Genomic DNA, 24,402 nt, shown 5'->3' on the forward strand with positions numbered 1-24,402 from the left:
CAGTTGCCTGGCGTCGGAAGCGTCTCGTCGCCAGGCAATCTCAGCGCACGTCGACCCAGCGCTTTTCCTCGAACGAGCGTGCCATGGCATGCACGGTACGCTCGATCTCCAGCCCTTCGTCAAACTCGATGAGGTTTGCCTCTTCGCCCCGGATGCGGCGGATCAGTTCCCGGCACTCGATCGTCTTGAGGTCGTTGAAGCCCAGCCCATGACCCGGCGCCGGGATGAAACGGTCATAAGGCTTGTGGACGGGTGCTGCCAATATGGTGCGGTAGCCCTGCTCGGTGGCACGATCCGAGGTGACATAGAGCTGGAATTCGTTGAACCGTTCCTGGTCGAACAGGATCGAGCCCTTCGAACCGAATATCTGCACGGCAATGCGGCCCTTGCGTCCCCAGGCGGAACGATTGACGAGCAGCGTACCCGAGACGCCATTGTCGAGATGGATGAGGCTGCTGGCGATATCATAGGTCTCGACGGCGCGGCGGCCCCCACCGGCCAGAGCACGGTCGGCATAAGGCCTGGCCATGTCGCACATCACGCTGGCGACACGGCCGAACAGCGCCTTCACCAGCGACAGCGGATGCACGGCGAAGTCATCGAGCGCGCCATAACCGGAAGCAGCCTCATGCTTCCAGTTGAACAGCGCCTCGGGGGCAGCCATGAAGTCTTCGTCCATCTCGATGCGCAGATGGCTGATATCGCCGATGACGCCTTCGTCAAGCAGTGCGCGGATGTGCCGGACCGTCGGGCCCTGGATATAGTTGTAGCCGAGCGCGGCAACCCTGCCGGAACGGCGCGCCGCCGCCAGCATCGCTTCGGCATCGGCGAACGATGGCGCCATCGGCTTCTCGCACCAGACATGCTTGCCTGCCTCGAGGGTGGCAATGGCCATCTGAGGATGGAACTGGTTCGGCGTGGTGACCGAGACGACATCGACGGCCGGATCCTCGATCAGGCGGCGCCAGTCACTGGAGGCCTTGTCGAAGCCGAATTCGTCGGCACGCTGTCGCGCCAGTTCCGTACTGGCCTCGGCGAGATGGACAAGCCGCACCGGTTCGACATCGCCAAAGACGGTACGCACAGACGTCCAGGCCAGCGCATGACACTTGCCCATGAAGCCGGTTCCGATCAAGCCAACGCCGATCATGTGCACTCTCCCTGACTGTGTGACGATACTCTTTTGAACTCTTTAGTCCATTTCTGTATTTGATGGAATATATGATCCATTTTGGATGGCATCTTTTCCGCGAACCGCTATGCTCTTGCGATTGGAGACAGAACAGGGGATTCTTGAACCCATGAACCCTCGCCTGCCGCAAGACTATGAATCACTCCGCAACCTCGTTCTGGAAAAGCGTTCCGCGCTGCCGAAGCGCATCGCGCAGATCGCGGCCTATGCACTCGACAATCCCGACGAAATCGCTTTTGGCACGGCCGCCAGCATCGCCGCTTCCGCCGGCGTGCAGCCTTCCACCCTTATCCGTTTCGCGCAGTTTCTCGGTTTCGACGGTTTCACCAGCCTGCAATCGGTGTTCCGCGAAAGGCTGCGCGAACGCACCGTCTCCTATGAAGACCGGCTGAAGGCACTGCGCGGCGGCGGTGTCACCCAGAACCGCACCATCCTCGACGGCTTCGTGGAGTCCGCGACACGATCGCTCGAAGCCGTATCGCGCGCGCTCGACGACGGCCTGCTCGACCGCGCCGTGGAAGTACTGGCCAGGGCCGAGACCATCTATCTGGTTGCGCGCCGTCGCTCCTACCCGATCACCTCCTACATGGCTTATGCGCTGGGCAAGCTGAAAATCCGCTACACGCTGGTCGAATCCGCCGCCGGCCTCGATCCGGAGATCATGTCGTTCGCCACGCCGAAAGATGCCGTGGTGGCCATCAGCTTTTCGCCCTACGCCTCCCAGACCGTGGACTATGCCCGCGTGCTCTCCGACCAGGGCGTGCCGGTGGTGGCCATCACCGACAGTGCCTTTTCCCCGCTCGCCCAGTCGGCCAAGGTCTGGTTCGAGGTGGCGGAGGCCGATTGCGCCGGCTTCCGTTCCCTGTCAGCCACCATGGCGCTGGCAATGACGCTGGCCGTGGCAACGGCCGAGCGGCGCAATGGAACGTGAATTCCAAAAATAGCCCAATCATTCCATATTGACTGTGGAATGGAATTAATATTTCATAGCCTGGAGTACCGACGGCGTCCTGGGACGCCAGAAAAACCTGTCGTTTCAGGGAGGAAAGCATGGCGAGCCTTCGCAGCGCCGACAAGGCGCTCGACGTCATCACCATCGGCCGCGCCTCGGTGGATCTCTACGGCCAGCAGATCGGCTCCCGGCTGGAAGACATCACCTCCTTCGCGAAGTCGGTCGGCGGCTGCCCGGCCAACATCGCTGTCGGGACCGCGCGACTTGGCCTGAAGTCGGCACTGCTGACACGCGTCGGCGACGAGCAGATGGGTCGTTTCATCCGCGAACAGCTGCGGCGCGAGAAGGTCAATGTCGATGGCCTGCGCACCGACCCCGAACGATTGACGGCTTTGGTACTGCTCTCGGTCGAGGACGAGGGTGTCTCGCCGATGATCTTCTACCGCTCCGACTGCGCCGACATGGCACTGTCCGAAGACGACGTCGACGAGGCTTTCGTCGCGTCGGCGCGTGCGATCACGGTCACGGGTACACATTTTTCCCGCCCCAACAGTGACGCCGCCCAGCGCAAGGCAATCCGCATCGCCAAGGCAAATGGCGGCAAGGTGGTGTTCGACATCGACTATCGCCCGAACCTGTGGGGCCTGGCAGGCCATGCCGAAGGGTTCGGCCGCTACATCAAGTCCGACCGTGTCTCGGCACAATTGAAGACCGTATTGCCGGATTGCGACCTGATCGTCGGCACGGAAGAAGAAGTGCTGATCGCATCGGGCGAAGGCGACCTGCTGGCGGCGCTGAAGACCATCCGTTCGCTGTCTGCCGCCACCATCGTGCTGAAGCGCGGCGCCAAGGGCTGCATCGTCTATGACGGGCGGATCAGCGATGACCTCGAAGACGGCATCGTCGGCGACGGCTTCGCCATCGAAATCTACAACGTGCTGGGTGCCGGCGATGCCTTCATGTCCGGCTTCCTGCGCGGCTGGCTCGGCGGGGAGGATCTGGCGACGGCCGCCACCTGGGCCAATGCCTGCGGGGCGTTTGCGGTGTCGCGCCTGCTCTGCGCACCGGAATATCCGACGTTCACGGAACTGCAGTTCTTCCTGGGGAACGGCTCGAAACACCTGGCGTTGCGCAAGGACGAGGCGATCAACCATGTACATTGGGCGACCACCCGCCGGCGCGACATCCCGCTGCTGATGGCACTGGCCTGCGACCATCGTGTGCAACTGGAAGATATCGCGAGCAAAGCCGGCGCGGATGTCTCCCGCATCAACGCATTCAAGGTGCTTGCGGTGAAGGCTGCCGCGAAAGTTGCAGCCGGGCGCGACGGCTACGGCATGCTGATCGACGAGAAGCATGGCCGGGAAGCGATGTTCGAATTCGCCCGTCATCCCTTCGCCTGGCTCGGCCGCCCGGTCGAACTGCCGGGCTCGCGACCCCTGCGTTTCGAATTCAGCCAGGATATCGGATCGCAGCTGGTCGACTGGCCCGTCGATCCCTGCATCAAGTGCCTGTGCTTTTATCACCCAGACGATCCGGAGGCCCTGAAACGGGAGCAGCAGGAGAAACTGCGCGCTCTGTTCGAGGCCGCACGCAAGGTCGGCCGCGAACTGCTGGTCGAGATCATCGCCGGCAAGCATGGCAAGGTTGACGACGACACCATTCCGCGTGCCCTTGAAGAGCTCTACGCGCTCGGCATCAAGCCCGACTGGTGGAAGCTGGAGCCACAGGCTTCGGCCGGCGCCTGGGCGAAAGTGGAGGAGACGATCGTGCGCAATGATCCGCTCTGCCGCGGTGTCGTCCTGCTGGGCCTCGAGGCGCCGCTCGACGAACTTGAGGCGGCTTTCGCCGCTACCGCGAACGCGCCGATCGTCAAGGGTTTTGCAGTTGGCCGCACCATCTTTGTGCACGCAGCCGAACAATGGCTTGCCGGCAAAATGAACGACGAGCAGGCCGTCGAGGATATGGCGCGGCGCTTCGAGGAATTGACCAGGGCCTGGCTTGCCGCACGAGACCGCAAGGCGGCATAAGACCGGTCGGAGGAGACGCATGATGACCAAGACCGTTCGCCTGACCATGGCGCAGGCGCTCACCCGCTTCCTCGCCGCCCAGATGACCGTGATCGACGGCGAAAAGCTGCCGATCTTCGGTGGCGTCTGGGCGATTTTCGGCCATGGCAATGTCGCCGGCATCGGCGAGGCGCTCTATCAGCTGCGGGACGAATTGCCGACCTTCCGCGCCCACAACGAGCAGGCCATGACGCATGCGGCGATCGGCTACGCCAAGGCGCATTTCCGCCGCCGTTTCATGGCCGCCACCACCTCGATCGGTCCAGGCGCGGTCAACATGGTCACGGCCGCAGCGCTTGCCCACGTCAACCGGCTTCCGGTGCTGCTTCTGCCAGGCGACGTCTTCGCCAACCGCCTTCCCGACCCGGTGCTGCAGCAGGCCGAGGATTTCTCGGATGGCACGGTTTCCGTCAACGACTGTTTCCGCCCGGTCTCCCGCTACTTCGACCGCATCACCCGGCCGGAACAGATCATTCCCGCACTGGCCCGCACCATGCAGGTCCTGACCGATCCCGCCGAATGCGGCCCGGTGACGCTTTCGCTGTGCCAGGACGTCCAGGCGGAAGCCTATGACTATCCCGAGCGCTTCTTCGAGGAGCGCATCTGGCAGGTGCGCCGGCCTCGCCCCGACCGCACCGAACTGAATGACGCCGTCGCGGCATTGAAGGCCGCCAGGAAGCCGCTGGTGATCGCCGGCGGGGGCGTGCTCTATTCCGGTGCGTCCGCCGAGCTGGCACGTTTCGTCGAAGCGGCCGGCATTCCGGTCTGCGAGACGCAGGGCGGCAAATCCTCCCTGGCCGACAACCACCCGCTCAACATGGCGGCTGTCGGCGTCACCGGCACCACGGCCGCCAATCGGCTGGCCGAAGAGGCGGACGTCGTCGTCGCGGTCGGCACCCGGCTGCAGGATTTCACCACCGGCTCCTGGGCGCTGTTCCAGAATTCCGCCAAGACCATCATCGGCCTCAACGCACAGCCCTTCGACGCCGGCAAACATCGCGCCTTGCCGCTGGTGGCGGATGCCGCGGAAGGACTGGCGGAGCTGGCGGCCGGCCTGAAGGGTTGGAAAGCCCCGGCGAGCTGGACGGAGAACGCCACCAAGGGCAAGAACGAGTGGCAGGCCGCCGCCGCCAGGGTCACGGCTCCAACCAATGCGGCCTATCCTTCCGACGCGCAGGTGATCGGCGCGGTCCAGCGCGCGATGGGCTCCGGCGTCACCGTGCTGCATGCCGCCGGCGGGCTGCCGGGCGAACTGCACAAGCTGTGGCAGGCCGGCGCGCCCGGTTCGTATCATGCCGAATACGGCTTCTCGACCATGGGCTACGAGATCGCCGGCGCGCTCGGCGCCAAGATGGCAAGGCCGGACCAGGAAGTGATCGTCATGCTCGGCGACGGCTCCTACCTCATGCTGAATTCCGAGATCGCCACCTCGGTGATGCTCGGCCTGAAGCTGACCATCGTCCTGCTCGACAATCGCGGCTATGGCTGCATCAACCGGCTGCAGATGGCGACCGGCGGCGCCAACTTCAACAACCTGCTCAAGGACGCGCGCCACGAGACGCTGCCCGACATCGACTTCGCTGCCCATGCCGCCAGCCTCGGCGCGATCGCGCAGAAGGTCTCCTCGATCGCCGACCTGGAAAGCGCCCTGGCGACAGCGAAGAGCAACAGCCGCACGACGGTTATCGTCATCGACACCGACCCCCTGGTCTCGACCGAGGCCGGCGGGCACTGGTGGGACGTTGCGGTGCCGGAAGTCAGCGCCCGCAAGGAAGTCAACGCCGCCCGCAAAGGCTATGAGGAAAAGCGCAGGCTGCAACGCGTCGGCGACTGAGCTCGCCACCCAATCATCGAGACCGGAGTTCTGAATTGAAAGCCAAACTGGGCATGTCCCCCATCGCATGGTGGAACGACGACCTCGTGGAACTGAGCGATGACGTCTCGCTCGAGGAATGCCTGAGGCAATCGCGTTCGGCCGGTTTTACCGGCATGGAGCAGGGTCGCCGTTTCCCGGGCACACCGGAAGAGATGCTGCCGATCCTGAGAAAGGCCGACGTCACGCTCTGCGGCGGCTGGTTTTCCGGCACGCTGGTCAACGAGGAGCTCGCAGTCAACAAGGACCGCATCGCCCCGATGATCGAGCTGTTCAAGGCGGTCGACGCGCCCTGCATCGTCTATGGCGAGGTCGGCCGCTCGATCCAGGGCGATCGCTCCAGGCCGCTCGCCACCAAGACCGTGCTGAGCGATGACGAGATGAAAGCCTATGCCCGCAAGGTTACGGAGTTCGGCGAGTGGTGTGCCGGACAGGGCATGCCGCTCTCCTATCACCACCATATGGCGGCGGTGGTGCAGTTCGAGCATGAACTCGACGCCTTCATGAAGCATTCGGGCGAGGGCATTCCGCTGTTGCTCGATGCCGGCCACCTGGCCTTTGCCGGCGGCGACGTGCTGCGCGCCATCGACAATCATCACCGGCGCATCAACCATGTGCACGTCAAGGACGTGCGCATGGACGTCATCAAGGCGCTGGACTGGCAGAAACAATCCTTCCTCGATGCAGTCGCACTTGGCGCCTTCACCGTACCGGGTGACGGGTCGCTGGATTTCGGCGCGATCGTGCAGAAGTTCGCCGGCTATGGATATGAAGGCTGGTTCGTCGTCGAAGCCGAGCAGGATCCGAAGAAGAACCCTCCCCTGAGGATGGCCCAGGTCGGACACAAGGAACTGATGCGCGTGATGGCCGCTGCAGGCTATACGGTAGAGACACAGGGCTTCCCTACCAGTTGAAGAAACGGACATCGCGATGAACAAGGACAACCAGCATCCCTTCTTCCGGCCATTGTGGCGCCGGCTCGCGGTGATTGCGGTGTGCGTGATCTGGTCGGCCGTCGAATTCGCGGTGGGAACGCCATTCTGGGGTACGCTGGTCGGAGGCATGGCCGTCTACGCCGTGTGGACGTTCCTGATCAGCTACAAGCCCGACGACGGAAGCCAACAGCCAGGTGAAACCAAGACGCCCGAAACCGGGACTGCCGACAACAGGGATTGAGGAACGAACATGTCGAAACTGCTGGTGAAGGCCAGGACAGGCCATGGCCATGTCGCAAACGTCACGCCGCAGAACGCCGGCTGGACGCATGTCGGTTTCGACCTGCACCGGCTGGCGCCGGGACAAAGCGTGTCAGGTGAGACGGGCGACCGTGAAACCTGCCTGGTGTTCGTCACCGGCAAGGGCAAGGCCACGGCCGGCGGGCAGGAACTCGGCCTGCTCGGCGAACGCATGTCGCCTTTCGACGGCAAGCCCTGGTCCGTCTACGTGCCGCAGGGCTCTGGCTGGTCCGTCATCGCGGAGACCGAACTGGAGCTTGCCGTCTGCACGGCACCGGGACTGAATGGCGGCCTGCCGGTGCGGGTGATCGGACCCGACGATCTCGGCCAGGAAACGCGCGGCAAGGGCACCAACACCCGCTACGTCACCAACATCCTGCCTGAAGGCGAGCCGGCGGATTCGCTGCTGGTGGTGGAGGTGATCACGCCGGGCGGCCATACATCCAGCTACCCGCCGCACAAGCACGATCAGGATAACCTGCCCGCCGAATCCTATCTGGAAGAGACCTACTATCACCGGCTCAACCCGCCGCAGGGCTTTGCTTTCCAGCGCGTCTATACCGATGATCGCTCCCTGGACGAAGCAATGGCGGTGGAAGACGGCGACGTGGTGCTGGTGCCCAAGGGTTACCACCCTTGCGCCGCCTGCCACGGCTACGATCTCTATTATCTCAACGTCATGGCCGGGCCGAAGCGGACGTGGAAGTTCCACAATGCCGTGGAGCATGAGTGGCTGGTAAACAGGTAAGGGAATAGGGGAGTAAGGCGGTAGGGCAAACGGGGCTGTTGAACGACACCAGCCCGCTCCCTTATTCCCCCATTTCCTACTCCCTTATTCGCAGCATGTGATTGTCCCAGACAAAATCCGGCTCCTTCGCCGTGTTGCCGTCGGGCTGCATGATGACGCCGGCGCCGGTGGTGGCGAGGAATCCGTCATGGTCGGGCGCCAGGCCGCAGACCTCGGTCAGGCTGCTGGTCTTGAGCACCTTGCCGCTGGCCGCCTCGATCACCGCGAAGGCATTGCCTTGCGGTGATGACACGGCAACCGTGCCGGCATCCGGATTGGCGGCCACCGAGCCGATATAGTTGCGGAAGCCGGTCAGCACATCCTTCGGCATGTCGAGCAATGCGAGGTCCTTGCCGCGCTCGGCACGCCCGACCAGCAGCGGCTGCTCCGTCGCCGGTCCGCGATGCTGGCAGCCGAACCACACCGTGCCCCTGGCGTCGAGATCCATGTGGCGGATGGACAGCTGATGCAGCGCCGGCGGCAGCTCATGCTTTTCGATCAGGTCGCCGGTGACGCGGTCGACCAGCACGTAGGACGGCTTCATGGTGGCGATGTTGAGCTCGGCGCGACCGAAATCGGGATGCGTCTCGATGCCGCCATTGGCAATCGCGATGGTGCGGCCATCCCCGAGCAAAAGCAGTTCGTGCGGACCGACGCCGTAGGTCGGGAACTCGCCTATGCGCTTGAAGCCAGCCTTGGCATCGTAGACGCCGACCATGCCGGCGGCGTTGTCGAAATCGTTTTCGGTGGCGTAGAGCAGCGCGCCATCGGTCGAGAATGCGCCATGGCCGAAAAAATGCCGGTCGGGCAGGCTGGCGATGGTCAGCGGTTCGCTGCTGCCCTTGTGGTCGAAGACAACAAAGAAGGTACCCGGCTGGCGAGCGAACACCGCCGAGCGGCCCGAGACCGGATCGAAGGTGACGTCATGGCCACGGTCGGGCAGATCGACGGCGTGCAGCATCTTGCCGGCTTCGGACAGCACAGCGGCACCGTAGCTGCCGTCACGCTTCATATAGGCGGTGGCGAAGACCGCATCGGCTTCCAGCGTCGCGGCCCAGGCCTGCGGCGCGAGCGCTGCCAGAAACCCGGCGCCTGCGGCCTTCAGGAAATCACGGCGGTCAATGAGTGGGGTTCGCATGATAACCTCAGAAGCAATTCCAGGAAAAGTGCGTAGCGGCTTTGCGTCCGGAATTGCGTAAAAACAAAAACGACAGCGTTTCCGTAAGAAACGGAAACGCTCTAGTCGCCGTCCAACGAAGAGAACCCGGCGGTCAGGCCGAAGGCACCTGAAAGCCGTGTGCCGAACAGGTTGCTCAGGCTGCTGGTGATGAGCTGGAAGTGCTCAAGGGCAACGCGACGCTTCGGGTCAGCCAGCACCTCGGTGGCGGGCCCGGATGCCTGCCTGGCCGCGGCAACGCCGTTGACCAGCTGGATCTCGATCGAATCGGCGATCCAGCGTTCATCCTTGGGCAGTGCATCGCCGAGATTCGAAGCCTGGAACAGGCGGTTCATGCCGTCGAGATTGGCGGCAAGCGAGGCACCGGTGAGACCCGAGCGCCAATAGATCGCCTGCTTCGGCTTGTCCTCATCCGGGCTGGCCCCAAAGAAGCTCTTCAGGCGCTGATCCCGCACCAGCTCAAGTCCGTTGATGAAGGCGCCCATCAATTCGGTCACCGCCTCACTGCCGTCGCGGTAGAGTGGGTTGTCAGGACCGGGGCTCGCCCATTGAGCGGCGAAACCATCCGGCTTCGCCCAGGCAGCAGACACCTCGGTGGCGATCGTGTCGATGTTGCCGGCGATGGCCAGGCCGTAGGCGCAGCGATAGGCGCCGTCCTTGCCGGCGAGTGTCTCCGCGTCCTGGCCATGGAGCACGAATTCCAACGCACCCAGCCCCTGCATGGCGATGCTCTTGCCGGCAACGCCGGTAGCATCCGCGGCTGATGCGTCCTTATCGGCCAGTGCCGCCTGTACCTGCTTCAGGCCAAGTCCCTTGCGGTCCGGCCAGTAGAGCATGCGCTCCAGACGGTTGTTCTCGGTGATCGGCCCGAAACGAACGATTTCGACGGTCGACCAGGCCGTCACCGCGCCTGCGAACTCGGTTCGCGCGCTATCGAGAGCCTGTTGCGACGGCGCCGCGCACAGGGCCTTGACGGCCTTGGCTGTCGACGCCGTGTGTTGCTGCAGCGACGCGTAGGCCGGGCGGATGAAGCCATCGACCGCACCGTTGACGACATCCGAAGCCTGCACGGCCGCTCCGGCCGGCTGGGCGGCGGCAAGGGCCATCGGGAAAACAAGCAGGGCGGAAAATTTGCTTAGGCGTTTCATCATAGCGACTCCAGGAACTTGATCAGCGCGTCACGCTCGTCGGCGCCGGCGGCGGCGAAGCGGTCGCGGGCCTTCCGGCCTTCGCCGCCGTGCCACAGGATGGCTTCGGTCAGATTGCGGGCACGGCCGTCATGCAGGAAGAAGGTGTGACCGCTGACACGCTGGGTCAGGCCGATGCCCCACAGCGGCGGCGTGCGCCATTCGTTGCCGGTGGCGTCACCGACGGCCTGGCCATCCGCCAGGCCTTCGCCCATGTCGTGCAGCAGGAAATCGGAATACGGCCAGATCAGCTGGAACGACTGCGCCTTGTTCGGCGCATCGCGGCGGGTGACGAATTTCGGCGTGTGGCAGGACGCGCAGCCCATCTCGTAGAAGGCCTTCTTGCCTGCCAGCACGGGCTGCTTGTCGACGTCGCGTCGTGCCGGCACGGCAAGGTTCTGCGAGTAGAAGGTGACCAGATCCATCACCGGCGTTGGCGCCTCCACTGGCCCGAGCCGCTCCTGAACGCCGTTCGGCATGTCCAGGCAGGCTTTCTGGGCCTTGGTGCAATCGCCCCAATGCCTGGGCACTTCCGGCGTCGAAATGCCGATGTCGCCGGCAAAGGCATCCGCCGATTGCTGGCGGATCGATGGCGTCTGCGCCTTCCAGCCGAAGCGACCGAGGGCGAGTTCGCCGGTGAGCTCGTCGCGCACGATGTTGGGGCGACCGGAGATGCCGTCGCCGTCGCGATCTTCAGGATCAGCATTGGCCAGGATGTCGGCGGGATGAATCTGCTCGATCAGGCCAAGCCCGATCATGGCCGGGGTCACGCGCGGCGACAGCGTCGTGGCCGGATCCATGGGACCATAGCCGAGACCGTCGACCACATAGCTCGGCTTGCGCAGCGACACTTTGGTGCCGTCACCAAGCGTCACCGGTTGCTCGACATAGGTGATGCGCATGCGTCCTTCGCCGGCAAGGCCGGGAACGGCGAGGTCCTGCAGCTGCGTGCCGTAGGTCGGGTCGGGAAAGTTCAGCACCTTGCGCTCGGCGCGCTGCGCTTTTTCTTCCTCGGTCGAGGCCTCGCGCGCCAGTCTCAGGAACATCGAGGTGGCATCGGCTTTGCCTTCCGGCGGGTGGCCGCGGCCGTCCTTCAGGTGGCATGTCTGGCAGGCACGGGCATTGAACAGCGGCCCGAGCCCATCCGACGCCTGCGTCGACGATGGCGAGGAGACCCAGTTCTTGCGGAAAATGGCGTTGCCGAGCTTGAAGGTGCCTTCTTCCTCGAAAGTGATGTTGGCCGAGGACTGTGAAAAAGCGTCGGCGGTGACGCGTTTCCTGGAGGTGCCGGCGCCGCCCTGCATCAGCTCATACTCCTCCGGCCTGGAGAAGTCGGTCGTCGGCCTGGTGATGGCCTCGACGCGAGCGCGATCCTTTTCGGAAAGATCGGTGCGCGTGGTCGGCAGATCAGGCGCATCGCCGGCCAGCACGAGCGCGGTCGGCGACATGGTTGCAAGCAACACGGCAATCGCCAGATGATTGGTATGTCGAAAAATACCGACCACCCCGGTGGCGGGTTGGTCGGTTTGTTCAGCTTTCCATCCGCGTGATGCGCGGCGCAACAAGTCTACGATGCGCCGCATGCGCGCATGTCCTATTCCGCTTCGTTGGCCGAATCCGCGTTGAGCAGGCCATACTTCTCTTCGCCGAGCGAGCCGAGCAGATCGAGCTGGGTTTCGAGGAAGTCGATATGGCCTTCCTCGTCGGCGAGCAGTTCCTCGAACAGCTTCATGGTCACATAGTCGCCATGCTCATGGCAGATATCACGCGACTGCTTGTAGGAGGCGCGGGCGTCATATTCGCCAGCCAGATCCGATTCCAGCACTTCCTTGACATTCTGGCCAATCCGCAGCGGCGCGACCGACTGCAGGTTCGGATGCCCCTCAAGGAAGATGATGCGGGCCACCAGCTTGTCGGCGTGCTGCATTTCCTCGATCGATTCCGCCCGCTCCTTCTTTGCGAGCTTGGTGTAGCCCCAGTCCTCCAGCAGGCGATAGTGGACCCAGTACTGGTTGACGGCACCGAGCTCTAGGAACAGAGCTTCGTTAAGCCGCTCGATGACCTGTTTTTCGCCCTTCATGGGTTTTGCTCCCGTATTGGACGCGCAGTTCTCTCACGCGATCCAGATGTGAAACGATATCCACGCCGCCCGCCTCCGAGCGGGCGTGGTAGTTCTCGGTGACCCGAATGATCGTTTCCACCACATTTGGGAAGCAGCCGCAACAGCGACCACGCTTGCGCATCGAATGATAGACTTTCGCCGGCACGATAAGCTGCCAGGGATCCTCATCCAGCAAGGCGATGATGGCCTGCTCGATCTCCTTTTCAGTGATGATATTGCAATGACAGATCAGCATTTGCGGTTCTGGATGGCTGGCGGCGCTTCATCGGCGCCGCGTGGCTTTCTGGGTTTCTCTCAACACCCGCCTGAACGGCAGGTGCCATGCTCCTACTTGAATACCTTCTCGGGCGAATCGAGGCTGGCCGAGCCTTCGAAGGCGATGGCGTCCAGCTTCAGTGCCGCAACGACGCGTTCGATCGACTTGGTCTGGTCGACCAGCGCGTCGATCGCCGCCTGCACGGTGGCATTGCCTTCCTTGTTGCCTTCGCCGATCTGCTGGTCATAGGCCTCGCCTTTTTCGGCGCGCGCCTTGATCGCTTCCATCTTGGCGACGCTGGTTTCCAGCTTGCCGGTGAGCTCCTTGTCGAGCGCCGGATCGGTCGCCTTGACGAGATCCGCCACCGAAGGACCGGAAACGGTGCTGCCGTCGACGCGCTTGTAGCTGGCGAGGTAAGCGTCACGGATGCCGACGGCATCATAGAGGTGCGAGTTGTAGGTGTTGTCGGAGAAGCAGTCGTGCTCCTCTTCCGGATCGTGCAGCAGCAGGCCGAGCTTCATGCGCTCGCCGGCCAGTTCACCATAGGAAAGCGAACCCATGCCGGTGAGGATGACAGCGATGCCGGCCTTCGGATCGCCTTCCTCCAGCGCCTTGCGCGCCGCGCCGCCGTCCTTCCAGTTGCCGACCATCTCCTGGAGGTCGTCAACCAGCAGGTCGCTGGCCGCTTTCAGATATTCGGCACGGCGGTCGCAATTGCCACCGGTGCAGTTCTTGGTGTCATAGTCGGTGAAGGGGCGGTTGCCGGCGCCCGGACCGGTACCGTTCAGGTCCTGGCCCCACAGCAGGAATTCGATGGCGTGATAGCCGGTGGCGACGTTGGCCTCGATGCCACCGGCTTCCTGCAGCGAGCTTGACAGGAATTCCTTGGTCAGCTTCGATGCATCGACCTTCTTGCCGTCGATCTCGATCTCCTTGTTGGCGATGACATTGGCCGTATAGAGCGCGTTCTGGTCGGAGTCCGTGCCATAGCTCTTGTCGACATAGTCGATCAGGCCCTCGTCCAGCGGCCATGAATTGACGCGGCCTTCCCAGGCATCGACGACCGGGTTGCCGAAACGATAGACTTCGGACTGCTGATAAGGCACGCGCGCCGCCTTCCAGGCGGTGCGGGCCGCGTCCAGCGTTTCCTGCGACGGCTTGGCGATCAGCGCGTCGACGGCAGAGTCCAGTGCCTTGGCGGTGGCCAGCGAGTCCTCGTATTTCGCCAGCGCGATATCGGAATAGGTCTTGATGACCGCCTTCGGATCGGTCTCTGCCTTGGCAGGCAGCGCGAAAACGGCCGTGGTCAACGCCAGCGTGGCGGCGATCGCGGCAATCTTGCCGCCGAAGCGTGCCGTCACCTTGTTGTTCTGCATTTCAAACGTCTCCCTCGGGACCATCTTAAAGACCGGCCACCCGCGCCGGGAAGCAAGGCCCGACCGGCAGATGGCGCAATGTGTGAGAAAAAGGCGTGCAGACGCGGCGACGGTTGTCGCCAAAGGCCGAGCGGATAACCGCCGAAAGGCGCGGCGCACGCGGGAAAAGCAAAGACTGCCTCCAATCGAAAGGGTTCAAGGCCCAGACATCAAAGGAATGCGCGGGGTTGCGCGAGCCTCCATAAAGCTGCGAGAACGGCGAAAGTCAACGCAAATCGGCAATAAAGCCTTTCAAAACAATAGTTTGGAATTATTCTAAACTAGAAGGATCAAGTTTAAACCGGACAAGCTGGCGGATCCTCACCCACACCTCGCCAGCTTAGCTTTTGTTTTATCAAGCGTTCTCGCCGGAAAACCCCGGCGGATTTTGGCACGCAACTGCCATGGCCCGGGAATGGCATTGACAGCCGGCTGTCCAGGGTGCGACCCGGATGTGGCCTCTTGTGGCGGCAGCGGACAATCGCCACTTGCGGCTTCGATCTAAATTCCATGTGAAGGCAGGTTGCGATGAAGAATGGTGTCGTCATTGTCGGAACTGGCCATGCCGGGGTTCAGGCCGCGGCCAGCCTGCGCGAGGAGGGCTATGACGGCCCGGTCGTGCTGCTCGGCGACGAGACCGACCTGCCCTATCACAAGCCGCCGCTGTCCAAGACCTTCATCAAGGACGCCGAGGCCAAGCCGCAGCCGCTGCGCGGCGAAACCTTCTATTCCGGCCACAACATCGACCTGCGCCCCGGCCTGCGCGTCGAGCGCATCGATGCAGGTGCTGGCGTCCTCGACATTGCCGGCGGCGGCACGATCCCTTTCGACCGGCTGGTCCTGGCGACCGGTTCGCGGCCAAGATTGCTGCCCCTCCAGGGTGGTGACCTCGCCGGTGTCATTTCCCTGCGCTCGCTGGACGATGCCCGCATCATCCGCGATCTGAGCGCAGCGGCTTCGGATGCCGTCATCCTCGGCGGCGGTTTCATCGGACTGGAGATCGCGGCGACGCTCAGTGCCGGCGGGCGCAAGGTGACCGTGATCGAGGCGGCCGACCGGGTGCTCGGCCGTGCCGTGGCGCCGGTGATCGCTGCCCATGTCCATGAGCGGCTGATAGCCGGCGGCGTGCGTATCCTGACCGGCACGACCGTAGCCAGGCTGGAGGGCGAAAACGGCCATGTCGCTGCAGCCGTGACCTCGTCCGGAGACCGGCTGCCGGCGCAACTGGTCATCGTCGGCATCGGCGTGGTGCCGAATGTCGAGCTGGCCGAGGCGGCGGGCATCGCCACCGGCAACGGCATCCGCATCGACACAAGCATGCGTACCTCCTTGCCGGAGGTGCTGGCCGTCGGCGATGTCGCCAACTACCGGCATTGGGCGACGGACACCGATGTGCGGCTGGAGTCGGTGCAGAACGCCACCGACCAGGCAAAACTTGCCGCCCGCACCATCCTTGGCCGCGAAGAGACCTATTCGGCGGTGCCATGGTTCTGGTCCGACATCGGCGACATGAAACTGCAGATGGTCGGGCTGACGGCGGCCGGCGACCGGCACATCGTCGTGGGCGAGGCCACCGAGAACAAGCTGTCCGTCTATCATTTCTGCGGCGACCGGCTGATCGCCATCGAATCCATCAATCGGCCGGCCGACCATATGCTCGGCCGCAAGATGCTCGGCGCCGGCTTCTCGCCGACGGCCGAGCAGGTACAGGCCGGACCCGACACGCTGAAAGCTGCCCTCGCCGCACACCAGCAGGCTGCGCCTGCCGCCTGAGCGACGCGCACACGCCAGGAACTGGATCAGGGCTCACGCGCCGCGTGGAACTGCGTGAACACCGGCTGACACGCTATGGGATTTTCGGTTGCGCCGCGCGGCTGCAATTGAGTTTCCACGAGGTCGAGCTTGCAGAACCCATCGGATAAAGCGACCGAAGGCCAAGCACCCTCGCAGGTTGGGCTGGCCGTGCTGATGGCGGTCGCCGCGATGATCTCGGTGCAACTGGGAGCAGCGCTGGCAAAACCCGCGATGGACGGTTTCGGCCCGTTTGCGGTGACCTGGGGCCGCCTTGCCTGGGCGGCGATCCTGCTTTGGCTGATCGTGCGCCCCGATATCCGGAGCTACCGGCCGCGGGACCTGGTTGCCGCGATCGCCCTGGGCGCCACGATCGCGATCATGACACTCACGTTCTACCTGGCGATCATGCGCGTGCCGCTTGGCCTTGTCGTCGCCATCGAGTTCCTTGGGCCACTCAGCGTTGCGGCATTCGGCTTTGCCCGCAGCTGGCGCCTGATCTGGCTGGTGCTGGCCTTCGTCGGCGTGCTGCTTCTTGTGCGAAACCTCGAAAGCTGGACGATCGATCTGCTTGGCCTGGTGTTCGCGCTGGCGGCGGGCACAGGCTGGGGCACCTATATCGTGCTGAACAAGCACGTCGGCAGCGCCTTCAAGGGTCTCGACGGCCTGGCCATCTCCTTCGTCGCGGCGGCGCTCATCGCCATGCCCTTCGGCCTGTACGAGACCGGCCTCGGCCTTCCCGCGAGCCTGATCGTGCAAACGGTCGGCCTGGCGGTGCTGACCCCGCTCTTACCCTATGTGCTGGAAATGCAGGCCCTGCGCAGATTGCCCTCGGCCACGTTCGGCATCCTCATGAGCGCCGAACCCGGTATCGGCGCGCTTGCCGGCTATCTCATCCTGCACGAGCCGCTGAGCCCGCAGCAGATCACGGGCATCGCCTGCGTCATCTGCGCCAGCGTCGGGGCAACGGTCAGCGCCCGAAGCTGACGTCCGGCGACGATAAAAAAAAGCCGGCGCTCTAATGCGCCGGCCTTTCCATTCAGAGCTGCAGATAGAGCTTAAGCCCTTACTTCACGGATCGAAGTCTCCAGGATATCAAGCGCCTCGGTCATGACATTGTCCTGGACGGTGATCGGCGCCAGGAAACGGATGACGTTGCCGTAGACGCCGCAGGTGAGCAGGATCAGGCCCTTGTCCAGGGCCTTCAGCCGGACATTGTTGGCGAACTCGGCCGACGGCAGCTTGGTCTTGGCGTCGTTGAACTCGACCGCATTCATGAAGCCGGGGCCGCGGATGTCGACGATCTCGGGCACGTCGTCGCGCAGGGCCTCCAGCCGCTGCTTGAGCCGGGAGCCGAGCAAATTGGCGCGGTCGTTGAGTTTTTCTTCCTCGATCACGTCGAGCACCGCATTGGCGGCGGCGACGCCGAGCGGGTTGCCGGCATAGGTGCCGCCGAGACCGCCGGGGTTCGGCGAGTCCATCAGTTCGGCGCGGCCGGTGACGGCGGAAAGCGGGAAGCCGCCGGCAAGGCTCTTGGCCATGGTGGTAAGGTCCGGCGCAACGTCATGATGCTCCATCGCGAACATCTTGCCGGTGCGGGCAAAACCGGTCTGCACCTCGTCGGCAATCAGCAGGATGCCGTGCTGGTCGCAGATCTTGCGCAGCGCCGCGACGAAATCGCGCGGCGCTTCGTAGAAGCCGCCCTCGCCCTGCACCGGTTCGACGATGATGGCAGCGACGCGGGCCGGGTCGACATCGGCCTTGAACAGCTTGTCGAGTGCAGCCAGCGAATCCGCCGTCGTGATGCCATGCAACGCGACCGGGAACGGCACGTGGAAGACGTCGCCGGGCATCGCGCCGAAGCCTGCCTTGTAAGGCTGGACCTTGCCGGTCAGCGCCATGCCCATGAAGGTGCGGCCATGGAAAGCGCCGGTGAAGGCGACGACCGCCTGGCGGCCGGTGGCGTGGCGCGCGATCTTGACGGCATTCTCGACCGCCTCGGCACCGGTGGTGGCGAAGATGGTCTTCTTGTCGAATTTGCCCGGCAGCAGCCCGTTCAGGCGCTCGGCCAGACGCACATAGTTCTCATAGGGCACGACCTGGTGGCAGGTGTGGGTGAAACGGTCGAGCTGCGCCTTGACCGCCTCGATCACCTTGGGGTGGCGGTGGCCGGTGTTGACCACGGCGATACCGGAGGCGAAGTCGATGTAGCGGCGGCCCTCGACGTCCCAGATCTCGGAATTTTCAGCGCGTTCGGCATAGATCTGTGTCGTCATGCCGACGCCGCGTGAGATGGCGGCATTCTTGCGGGCGGAAATGGTCGCGTTGCTCATCGTGCTTCTCTCCTTGGGGCTTCGTTGCCCTGTACTTGCGGCCTTCGCTAGCCTTCTGGCTTTATTTTCGATCCAACTCAAGCCGGCAGCCTGGATCAAGCCATTGGGCCTGCGCAAGTCGCTTTTCTCCGGATTCCGCCGCGTCAGCGGTACGGAATCAATGACCTATTTCAAATTCCGGACCGCAAGGTATCCTGCCTGCTGGTTAGCGCTCCTCGCGGTTGAGGCGCGCCCGGCGCGGAGGTGTTCCATGGCGAGACGACGACCGGTCGCGTTGAGCACCGCAGCCTGCCGGCGACCGTCCATGCGCCTGGCCTGCATGCTCCTCGCAGCGGCGGCGACTGCGGCGCTCGTTTCCGGGTGCCAGCGGCAGGAGGCCAAGAAGGCTGAAAAGCTCCCCGTTCTGGTCGCCACGCAGAAAGCCGCGATTTCGGACTATGCCGACACGGTGTCGCTCACCGGTGTGATCGCCGCGCGCACGCTGAACAACCTCTCCTTCCGGGTCGGCGGCCGGGTTGCGGAACGGCTGGTCGAGGTCGGAGACCACGTCGACACAGGCCAGGTGCTGGCCCGCATCGACCCGCAGGAGCAGGAATCGGATCTGAGGACGGCGCAGGCGAACCTGGATGCGGCGCAGGCACAGCTGACGCAGACGTCGGCCGCCTTCGACCGCCAGAAGACGCTGCTTGGGCAGGGCTATACGACACGACGCGACTACGATCAGGCCGACCAGGCGCTGAAGGTGGCGCAGGGCAGCGTCGAAGCGGCACGGAGCGCGCTCGCCAACGCTAGGGAAAACCAGTCATTCACCGAACTGCGCGCCGGTGCGCCGGGCATCGTTACGGCCCGCACGGTCGAGGCAGGCCAGGTCGTGCAGGCGGCGCAGACCGTCTTCGTCGTCGCCGAGGACGGCGACCGCGACGCGGTCTTCAACGTTCAGGAGACGCTGGTGGCCGGCGTGCATGGCAGCGGACCGCCACCCGTCACCGTCGCATTGCTGGCGAACCCCAAGATCACGGCGCAGGGTGTCGTGCGCGAAACCTCGCCTGTGGTGGACCCGGCTTCCAGTTCGGTGCGCGTCAAGGTCGCCATCCCCGAGACCCCATCCGCGATGCCGCTTGGCGCGGCGGTCGTCGGCAGCGTCAGCGGCATGCACGGCCAGGCGGTGACGCTGCCCTGGCAGGCGCTGACCTCAAGTGACGGCAAGCCGGCGGTCTGGGTGGTCGATCCCGCCAGCAAGGCGGTCGCCATCGCCCCCGTGACCGTGCTCGCCTATGGCACCGCCACCGTCGCCATAGGCGATGGATTGAAGGCAGGCCAGACCGTCGTCACCGCAGGCGGCCAGTTGTTGAGCCCCGGCCTGGTTGTCGAGACCACGGAGGCGGCGCAATGAGGTACATACTGATCCTGACAGTTCTGCCTGTTGCAGCGCTGCTTTCCGCCTGCTCGCAGGAGAAGGATGACAAGACGGCGGAGACGCCGCGACCGGTGCTGTCGGTCGTGGTGCAACCCCGCGCGGCCGAGAGCTTCGGCTTCGCCGGCACCATCGAGCCGCGCTACAGCGCAGGCCTTTCTTTCCGGCTGCTCGGCCGCGTCGTCGCCCGCGACGTCGATGTCGGCGACACCGTCGCCAAGGGCGCGACGCTCGCCGCGCTCGACCCGACCGCGCTCGACCTTGCCGTGCAGGCGGCCAAGGCCGAACTCTCCAATGCGGAGGCGCAAGCCGCCAATGCCAATGCCAGCGAAGAGCGCATGCGACAGTTGCTCGCTTCGAAGAACGCTTCGCAGGCTGTCTACGACGCCGCCAGACAGGCGCAGCAGGCAGCCAACGCCAATGTCGAACGCGCCCGCGCCTCGCTGGCCAAATCAGAGGAACAGCTGGGTTACGCCCGGCTTTTCTCGGATTTCGACGGGGTCGTGACGGCGGTCGGCGCCGAGGTCGGCCAGACCGTTTCGCCCGGGCAGATGGTGGTCACCGTGGCCCGTGCCGACACCCGCGAGGCGGTCGTCGACATTCCGGACTGGCTGACCGGCGACCTTGTCGCCGACGCACCCTTCGAGGTTGCGCTGCAGTCCCTGCCGTCGATCAGGACGCAGGGCAAGCTGCGCGAACTGGCGCCGCAGTCCGACGATTCCACCCGCAGCCGTCGTGTCAGGCTTTCCTTGATCGATCCGCCGGATGCGTTCCGGCTGGGCTCGACCGTCACGGTGACCCGCGCGTCGACCATCAAGCCAGCGATCGAGCTGCCGTTGTCGGCACTGCTGGAGAAGGACGGCAGGACTCAGGTCTGGATCGTCGACGAGAAGACGGCAAGTGTCGCTCCGCAGGATATCCAGGTGACCGCCCGCACCGGAGGCACCTTCACGGTGGCGGACGGCCTGGCCGCCGGAACGCGCGTCGTAACCGCCGGCGTCCACAGCCTGACGCCCGGCCAGAAGATCAAGCTGCAGTAGGAGCGGACACGTGAAGCGTTTCAACCTGTCCGACTGGGCACTCGAGCACCGCTCGCTGGTCTGGTATTTCATGCTGGTCTTCATCGTGGCCGGCGTCTTCGCCTACATCAATCTCGGCCGCGAGGAAGATCCCTCCTTCACCATCAAGACGATGCTGATCCAGGCCAACTGGCCGGGCGCCTCGGTGGATGAGCAGGCCAAGCAGGTTACCGACCGCATCGAGAAGAAGCTCGAGGAACTCGACAAGCTGGACTTCACCCGCTCGGTCACCACCGCCGGGCGCACCATCGTCTTCGTCAATCTCAAGGACAACACCAAGGCGCGTGACGTGGTGCCGACCTGGCTGCAGGTCCGCAACATGATCGAGGACATCAAGCCGCAATTCCCGCAAGGCGTGCTCGGACCTTTCTACAACGATCGTTTCGGCGACGTGTTCGGCAACATCTATGCCTTCACCTCCGACGGGCTGTCGCCGCGCCAGCTGCGCGACTATGTCGAGAACGTGCGCGCGGAAGTGCTCACGGTTCCGAATGCCGGCAAGGTGGAACTGATCGGCGCGCGCGACGAGGTCATCTATCTCGAATTCTCGACCCGGCAGATCGCCGCGCTCGGCCTCAACCAGCAGCAGATCATCGCATCGCTGCAGGCGCAGAATGCGATTGCACCTTCCGGTGTCATCCAGTCCGGTCCGGAACAGGTCAGCGTGCGCGTCACCGGCCAGTTCAGCTCCGAGGAAAGCCTGCGCGCCATCAATCTCAGGGTAAACAACCGCTTCTTCCGCCTCAGCGATGTCGCCACGATCACGCGCGGCTACACCGACCCGCCGGCCTCGCTGTTCCGCTTCAACGGCGAGGATGCGATCGGGCTCGCCGTGGGCATGAAGCCGAACGCCAATCTGCTGGATTTCGGCAAGGCGCTCGAACACAAGATGGAAGAGGTGAAGGGCGAGCTGCCGATCGGCGTCGGCGTGCATCTGGTCGCCGACCAGCCGCTGATCGTCGAAGAAGCTGTTTCGGGCTTCACGCGGGCGCTGTTCGAGGCGGTCGCCATCGTGCTTGCCGTCTCCTTCGTCAGCCTGGGCGTGCGCGCCGGCTTCGTGGTCTCGCTGTCGATCCCGCTGGTGCTGGCCATCACCTTCCTGGTCATGACCTATCTCGACATCTCGCTGCAGCGCGTTTCACTGGGAGCGCTGATCATCGCCCTCGGCCTTCTGGTCGACGATGCGATGATCGCGGTGGAGATGATGGTGGCCCGCCTGGAGGCCGGCGATCCGCTCAACAAGGCGGCGACCTATGTCTACACCTCCACCGCGTTCCCGATGCTCACGGGTACGCTGGTGACGGTGGCCGGTTTCATCCCGATCGGCCTGAATTCGAGTGCCGCGGGTGAATACACCTTCACGCTGTTCGTGGTCATCGCGGTCTCGCTCCTGATCTCATGGATCGTCGCGGTGCTGTTCGCACCGCTGCTCGGCGTCACGTTCCTGCCTGCGACGATGAAGAAGCACGATGACAAGCCAGGCCGCTTCACCACGCTCTTCCAGCGTGTCCTGCTTTGGTCGGTGCGCCGCCGCTGGCTGACCATCATCGCCACGGTCCTGCTGTTCCTCGCCTCGCTTGCCGGGCTGACCCTGGTGCAGCAGCAATTCTTCCCGGCGTCCGACCGGCCGGAGCTGATCGTCGACTGGAACCTGCCGCAGAACAGCTCGATCGCCGAAACGCGCGCGCAGATGGAGCGTTTCGAGAAGATGGCGCTGGTCGGCAACAAGGACGTCGACCATTGGAGTTCCTACGTCGGCCAGAGCGCAGTGCGTTTCGTGCTGGCCTATGACGTGCAGCCGTCCAATCCGTATTACGGACAGACCGTCATCGTCACCAAGGGTGTCGAGGAACGCAACCGCGTGCATGCGGCGATCGACAAGATGCTGCGGGAGGATTTCGTCGGCACCGACACCTTCGTCAAGACGCTGGAGCTCGGGCCGCCGGTCGGCCGGCCGGTGCAGTATCGCGTCAGCGGCCCGGACGTGCAGGTGGTGCGCAGCCTGGCGCAGGATCTCGCCGGCCGCATTTCGGCCAATCCCAAGCTCGCCGCGCCCAATTTCGACTGGAACGAGCCCGAGCGCGTGCTGAAGGTGGACGTACTGCAGGACAAGGCGCGCCAGCTCGGCATCACCTCGCAGGACATCGCCTCGGCGCTGAACAGCGTGGTCGGCGGCGTCACCATCACCCAGGTGCGCGACTCGACCTATCTGGTCAATGTCGTGGTTCGTTCGCGCGAGGCCGAGCGCAGCTCGCTGGAAACGCTGAAGAACATGCAGTTGCCGACCGGCAGCGGCGAATCCATCCCGCTCGCGGCAGTGGCCAATTTCGACTACGCGCTGGAGCAGCCGACAATCTGGCGGCGCAGCCGCATCCCGACGCTGACGGTGCGGGCCGGGCTGGTCGGCGGCGCATTGCCGGATACGGTGGTCAACGAACTGAAGCCGACAGTCAATGCCTTCATCGCCGAGCTGCCGGCCGGCTACAACGTCGTCACCGGCGGTTCCGTCGAGGAAAGCGCCAAGAGCCAGGGGCCGATCGCCGCGGTGGTGCCGCTGATGCTGTTCGTCATGGCAACGATCCTGATGATCCAGCTGCAGAGTTTCCAGCGCCTGTTCCTGGTGGTGGCGGTGGCGCCGCTCGGCCTGATCGGCGTGGTCGTGGCACTGGTGTCCTCCAACTCGCCGATGGGCTTTGTGGCCCTGCTCGGCGTGCTGGCGCTGATCGGTATCCTGATCCGCAACTCGGTGATCCTGATCGTGCAGATCGAGGACCTGGTCAGGGAAGGCAAGGACCGCTGGCTGGCGGTGATCGAGGCGAGCGAGCATCGCATGCGGCCGATCGCACTCACCGCCGCCGCCGCTTCGCTGGCGCTGATCCCGATCGCGCGCGAAGTGTTCTGGGGACCGATGGCCTATGCGATGATGGGCGGCATCATCGCCGGCACGGCGATCACTCTGCTTTTCCTGCCGGCGCTCTATGTCGCCTGGTTCCGGTTGAAGGAGCCGGCAGAGGAACAGCCGCTTTCCCCATGACCGGAGAGTACGACAAGCGGCGCAGACTGCAGGTCGGTGATTTTACGCCGGGGGAAATCGCATCCGATCTGTCGTGGGTGCCGGATACCGTCTCGCTGGGGTTGTTGCCGCTGACCGCGGCAGCCTATGTGCAGCAATATCTGGCCGATCCGGAAGAATGGTGGTGGACAACGAACGATTATTCGCCAGCTGAGAGCGCCGTCGTGTTGAAACGAACTCTCGCCATTATCAAGCAAGCCCGGCGGCCCGACCACGACAAGGCGCTTGGTCAACTGGGCGTTGGCCCGCTCGAGAACATGATGAGCAACGAGCTGCTCGACAGCCTCCAGTGCTGGATGCCGTTCACCCCTGCCCTGTGCCACGCACTGGACCAGACGAGAATGGAATTCGAGCCGCCTGACGTTCAAAGGCGGGCGACTGCGATGATCGCGGCTTCAAGGCGTCAGTTCTCGTCGGAACGTGGATGAGCGACCAAGGCTCCCCGCG

Annotated in this window: 20 protein-coding genes; 12 read left to right on the forward strand and 8 right to left on the reverse strand. The window is 64.2% G+C overall.

What is annotated here, in order from left to right:
* Nucleotides 1-40: 40 nt before the first annotated feature.
* On the reverse strand, nt 41-1,150 hold the full coding sequence (locus ACFWYE_RS26845) for a Gfo/Idh/MocA family protein (RefSeq protein ID WP_379115191.1): 1,110 nt from the start codon (nt 1,148-1,150) through the stop codon (nt 41-43).
* Between the two features lie 151 nt (nt 1,151-1,301).
* Here ACFWYE_RS26845 and ACFWYE_RS26850 point away from each other — a divergent pair, with 151 nt between their 5' ends.
* The 6 genes from ACFWYE_RS26850 to iolB all read left to right on the forward strand — a co-directional run bounded on the left by ACFWYE_RS26850 (nt 1,302) and on the right by iolB (nt 8,069).
* Nucleotides 1,302-2,123, forward strand: coding sequence for a MurR/RpiR family transcriptional regulator (locus ACFWYE_RS26850; protein WP_379064672.1), 822 nt, complete (start codon nt 1,302-1,304; stop codon nt 2,121-2,123).
* Between the two features lie 119 nt (nt 2,124-2,242).
* The gene (iolC, locus tag ACFWYE_RS26855) at nt 2,243-4,174 is read left to right on the forward strand and encodes a 5-dehydro-2-deoxygluconokinase (protein WP_379115192.1); all 1,932 of its coding nucleotides are present in this window, start codon (nt 2,243-2,245) and stop codon (nt 4,172-4,174) included.
* A 22-nt stretch (nt 4,175-4,196) separates the two neighbouring features.
* Nucleotides 4,197-6,047 (forward strand): 3D-(3,5/4)-trihydroxycyclohexane-1,2-dione acylhydrolase (decyclizing), encoded by a 1,851-nt coding sequence (iolD, locus tag ACFWYE_RS26860; protein WP_379115193.1) that lies wholly within the window; start codon nt 4,197-4,199, stop codon nt 6,045-6,047.
* A 35-nt stretch (nt 6,048-6,082) separates the two neighbouring features.
* A complete protein-coding gene (gene iolE / locus ACFWYE_RS26865; RefSeq protein WP_379115194.1) occupies nt 6,083-7,000 on the forward strand; it encodes a myo-inosose-2 dehydratase in 918 nt (305 codons plus the stop codon).
* Nucleotides 7,001-7,016: 16 nt separating this feature from the next.
* Complete coding sequence (locus ACFWYE_RS26870; RefSeq protein ID WP_379064677.1) at nt 7,017-7,262, forward strand: DUF3329 domain-containing protein; 246 nt, start codon at nt 7,017-7,019, stop codon at nt 7,260-7,262.
* Between the two features lie 9 nt (nt 7,263-7,271).
* Nucleotides 7,272-8,069 (forward strand): 5-deoxy-glucuronate isomerase, encoded by a 798-nt coding sequence (gene iolB / locus ACFWYE_RS26875; RefSeq protein WP_379115195.1) that lies wholly within the window; start codon nt 7,272-7,274, stop codon nt 8,067-8,069.
* Between the two features lie 76 nt (nt 8,070-8,145).
* On the opposite strand, the gene ACFWYE_RS26880 is transcribed toward iolB, so the two are convergent.
* The 6 genes from ACFWYE_RS26880 to ACFWYE_RS26905 all read right to left on the reverse strand — a co-directional run bounded on the left by ACFWYE_RS26880 (nt 8,146) and on the right by ACFWYE_RS26905 (nt 14,226).
* Nucleotides 8,146-9,246 carry a DUF1513 domain-containing protein gene (locus ACFWYE_RS26880; protein ID WP_379115196.1) on the reverse strand — a complete coding sequence of 367 codons (1,101 nt, stop codon included), beginning with the start codon at nt 9,244-9,246 and terminating at the stop codon, nt 8,146-8,148.
* A gap of 101 nt (nt 9,247-9,347) precedes the next feature.
* Nucleotides 9,348-10,436 (reverse strand): imelysin family protein, encoded by a 1,089-nt coding sequence (locus tag ACFWYE_RS26885; protein WP_379115197.1) that lies wholly within the window; start codon nt 10,434-10,436, stop codon nt 9,348-9,350.
* The gene (locus ACFWYE_RS26890) at nt 10,433-11,920 is read right to left on the reverse strand and encodes a di-heme oxidoredictase family protein (RefSeq protein ID WP_379115244.1); all 1,488 of its coding nucleotides are present in this window, start codon (nt 11,918-11,920) and stop codon (nt 10,433-10,435) included. Before ACFWYE_RS26890 ends, ACFWYE_RS26885 begins: the two co-directional genes overlap by 4 nt.
* 146 nt (nt 11,921-12,066) lie before the next feature.
* Nucleotides 12,067-12,552 carry a bacterioferritin gene (bfr, locus tag ACFWYE_RS26895; protein ID WP_379064687.1) on the reverse strand — a complete coding sequence of 162 codons (486 nt, stop codon included), beginning with the start codon at nt 12,550-12,552 and terminating at the stop codon, nt 12,067-12,069.
* Nucleotides 12,518-12,829, reverse strand: coding sequence for a (2Fe-2S)-binding protein (locus ACFWYE_RS26900; protein WP_101939490.1), 312 nt, complete (start codon nt 12,827-12,829; stop codon nt 12,518-12,520). The genes bfr and ACFWYE_RS26900 overlap by 35 nt, the downstream gene beginning before the upstream one ends.
* A gap of 92 nt (nt 12,830-12,921) precedes the next feature.
* The gene (locus ACFWYE_RS26905; protein ID WP_379115198.1) at nt 12,922-14,226 is read right to left on the reverse strand and encodes an imelysin family protein; all 1,305 of its coding nucleotides are present in this window, start codon (nt 14,224-14,226) and stop codon (nt 12,922-12,924) included.
* A gap of 567 nt (nt 14,227-14,793) precedes the next feature.
* Between ACFWYE_RS26905 and ACFWYE_RS26910 the strand changes: the two genes are divergently transcribed.
* Nucleotides 14,794-16,038, forward strand: a complete 1,245-nt coding sequence (locus ACFWYE_RS26910; RefSeq protein WP_379115199.1) for an NAD(P)/FAD-dependent oxidoreductase — start codon at nt 14,794-14,796, stop codon at nt 16,036-16,038.
* A gap of 129 nt (nt 16,039-16,167) precedes the next feature.
* Nucleotides 16,168-17,043, forward strand: coding sequence for a DMT family transporter (locus ACFWYE_RS26915; protein WP_379115200.1), 876 nt, complete (start codon nt 16,168-16,170; stop codon nt 17,041-17,043).
* Nucleotides 17,044-17,114: 71 nt separating this feature from the next.
* On the opposite strand, the gene ACFWYE_RS26920 is transcribed toward ACFWYE_RS26915, so the two are convergent.
* Nucleotides 17,115-18,389, reverse strand: coding sequence for a 4-aminobutyrate--2-oxoglutarate transaminase (locus tag ACFWYE_RS26920; RefSeq protein ID WP_379115201.1), 1,275 nt, complete (start codon nt 18,387-18,389; stop codon nt 17,115-17,117).
* Between the two features lie 250 nt (nt 18,390-18,639).
* Here ACFWYE_RS26920 and ACFWYE_RS26925 point away from each other — a divergent pair, with 250 nt between their 5' ends.
* From ACFWYE_RS26925 to ACFWYE_RS26940, 4 genes are read left to right on the forward strand one after another with little or no spacing between them, the layout of a single operon-like run.
* Entirely contained in the window at nt 18,640-19,782 is a 1,143-nt protein-coding gene (locus tag ACFWYE_RS26925) for an efflux RND transporter periplasmic adaptor subunit (protein ID WP_379115202.1), read from the forward strand.
* Nucleotides 19,779-20,843, forward strand: coding sequence for an efflux RND transporter periplasmic adaptor subunit (locus ACFWYE_RS26930; protein WP_379115203.1), 1,065 nt, complete (start codon nt 19,779-19,781; stop codon nt 20,841-20,843). The genes ACFWYE_RS26925 and ACFWYE_RS26930 overlap by 4 nt, the downstream gene beginning before the upstream one ends.
* A gap of 10 nt (nt 20,844-20,853) precedes the next feature.
* On the forward strand, nt 20,854-23,916 hold the full coding sequence (locus tag ACFWYE_RS26935) for an efflux RND transporter permease subunit (protein WP_379115204.1): 3,063 nt from the start codon (nt 20,854-20,856) through the stop codon (nt 23,914-23,916).
* A complete protein-coding gene (locus ACFWYE_RS26940; RefSeq protein ID WP_379115205.1) occupies nt 23,913-24,383 on the forward strand; it encodes a hypothetical protein in 471 nt (156 codons plus the stop codon). The genes ACFWYE_RS26935 and ACFWYE_RS26940 overlap by 4 nt, the downstream gene beginning before the upstream one ends.
* Nucleotides 24,384-24,402 lie beyond the last annotated feature (19 nt).

The organism is Mesorhizobium sp. NPDC059025 (assembly GCF_042739655.1).
Classification (GTDB): domain Bacteria; phylum Pseudomonadota; class Alphaproteobacteria; order Rhizobiales; family Rhizobiaceae; genus Mesorhizobium.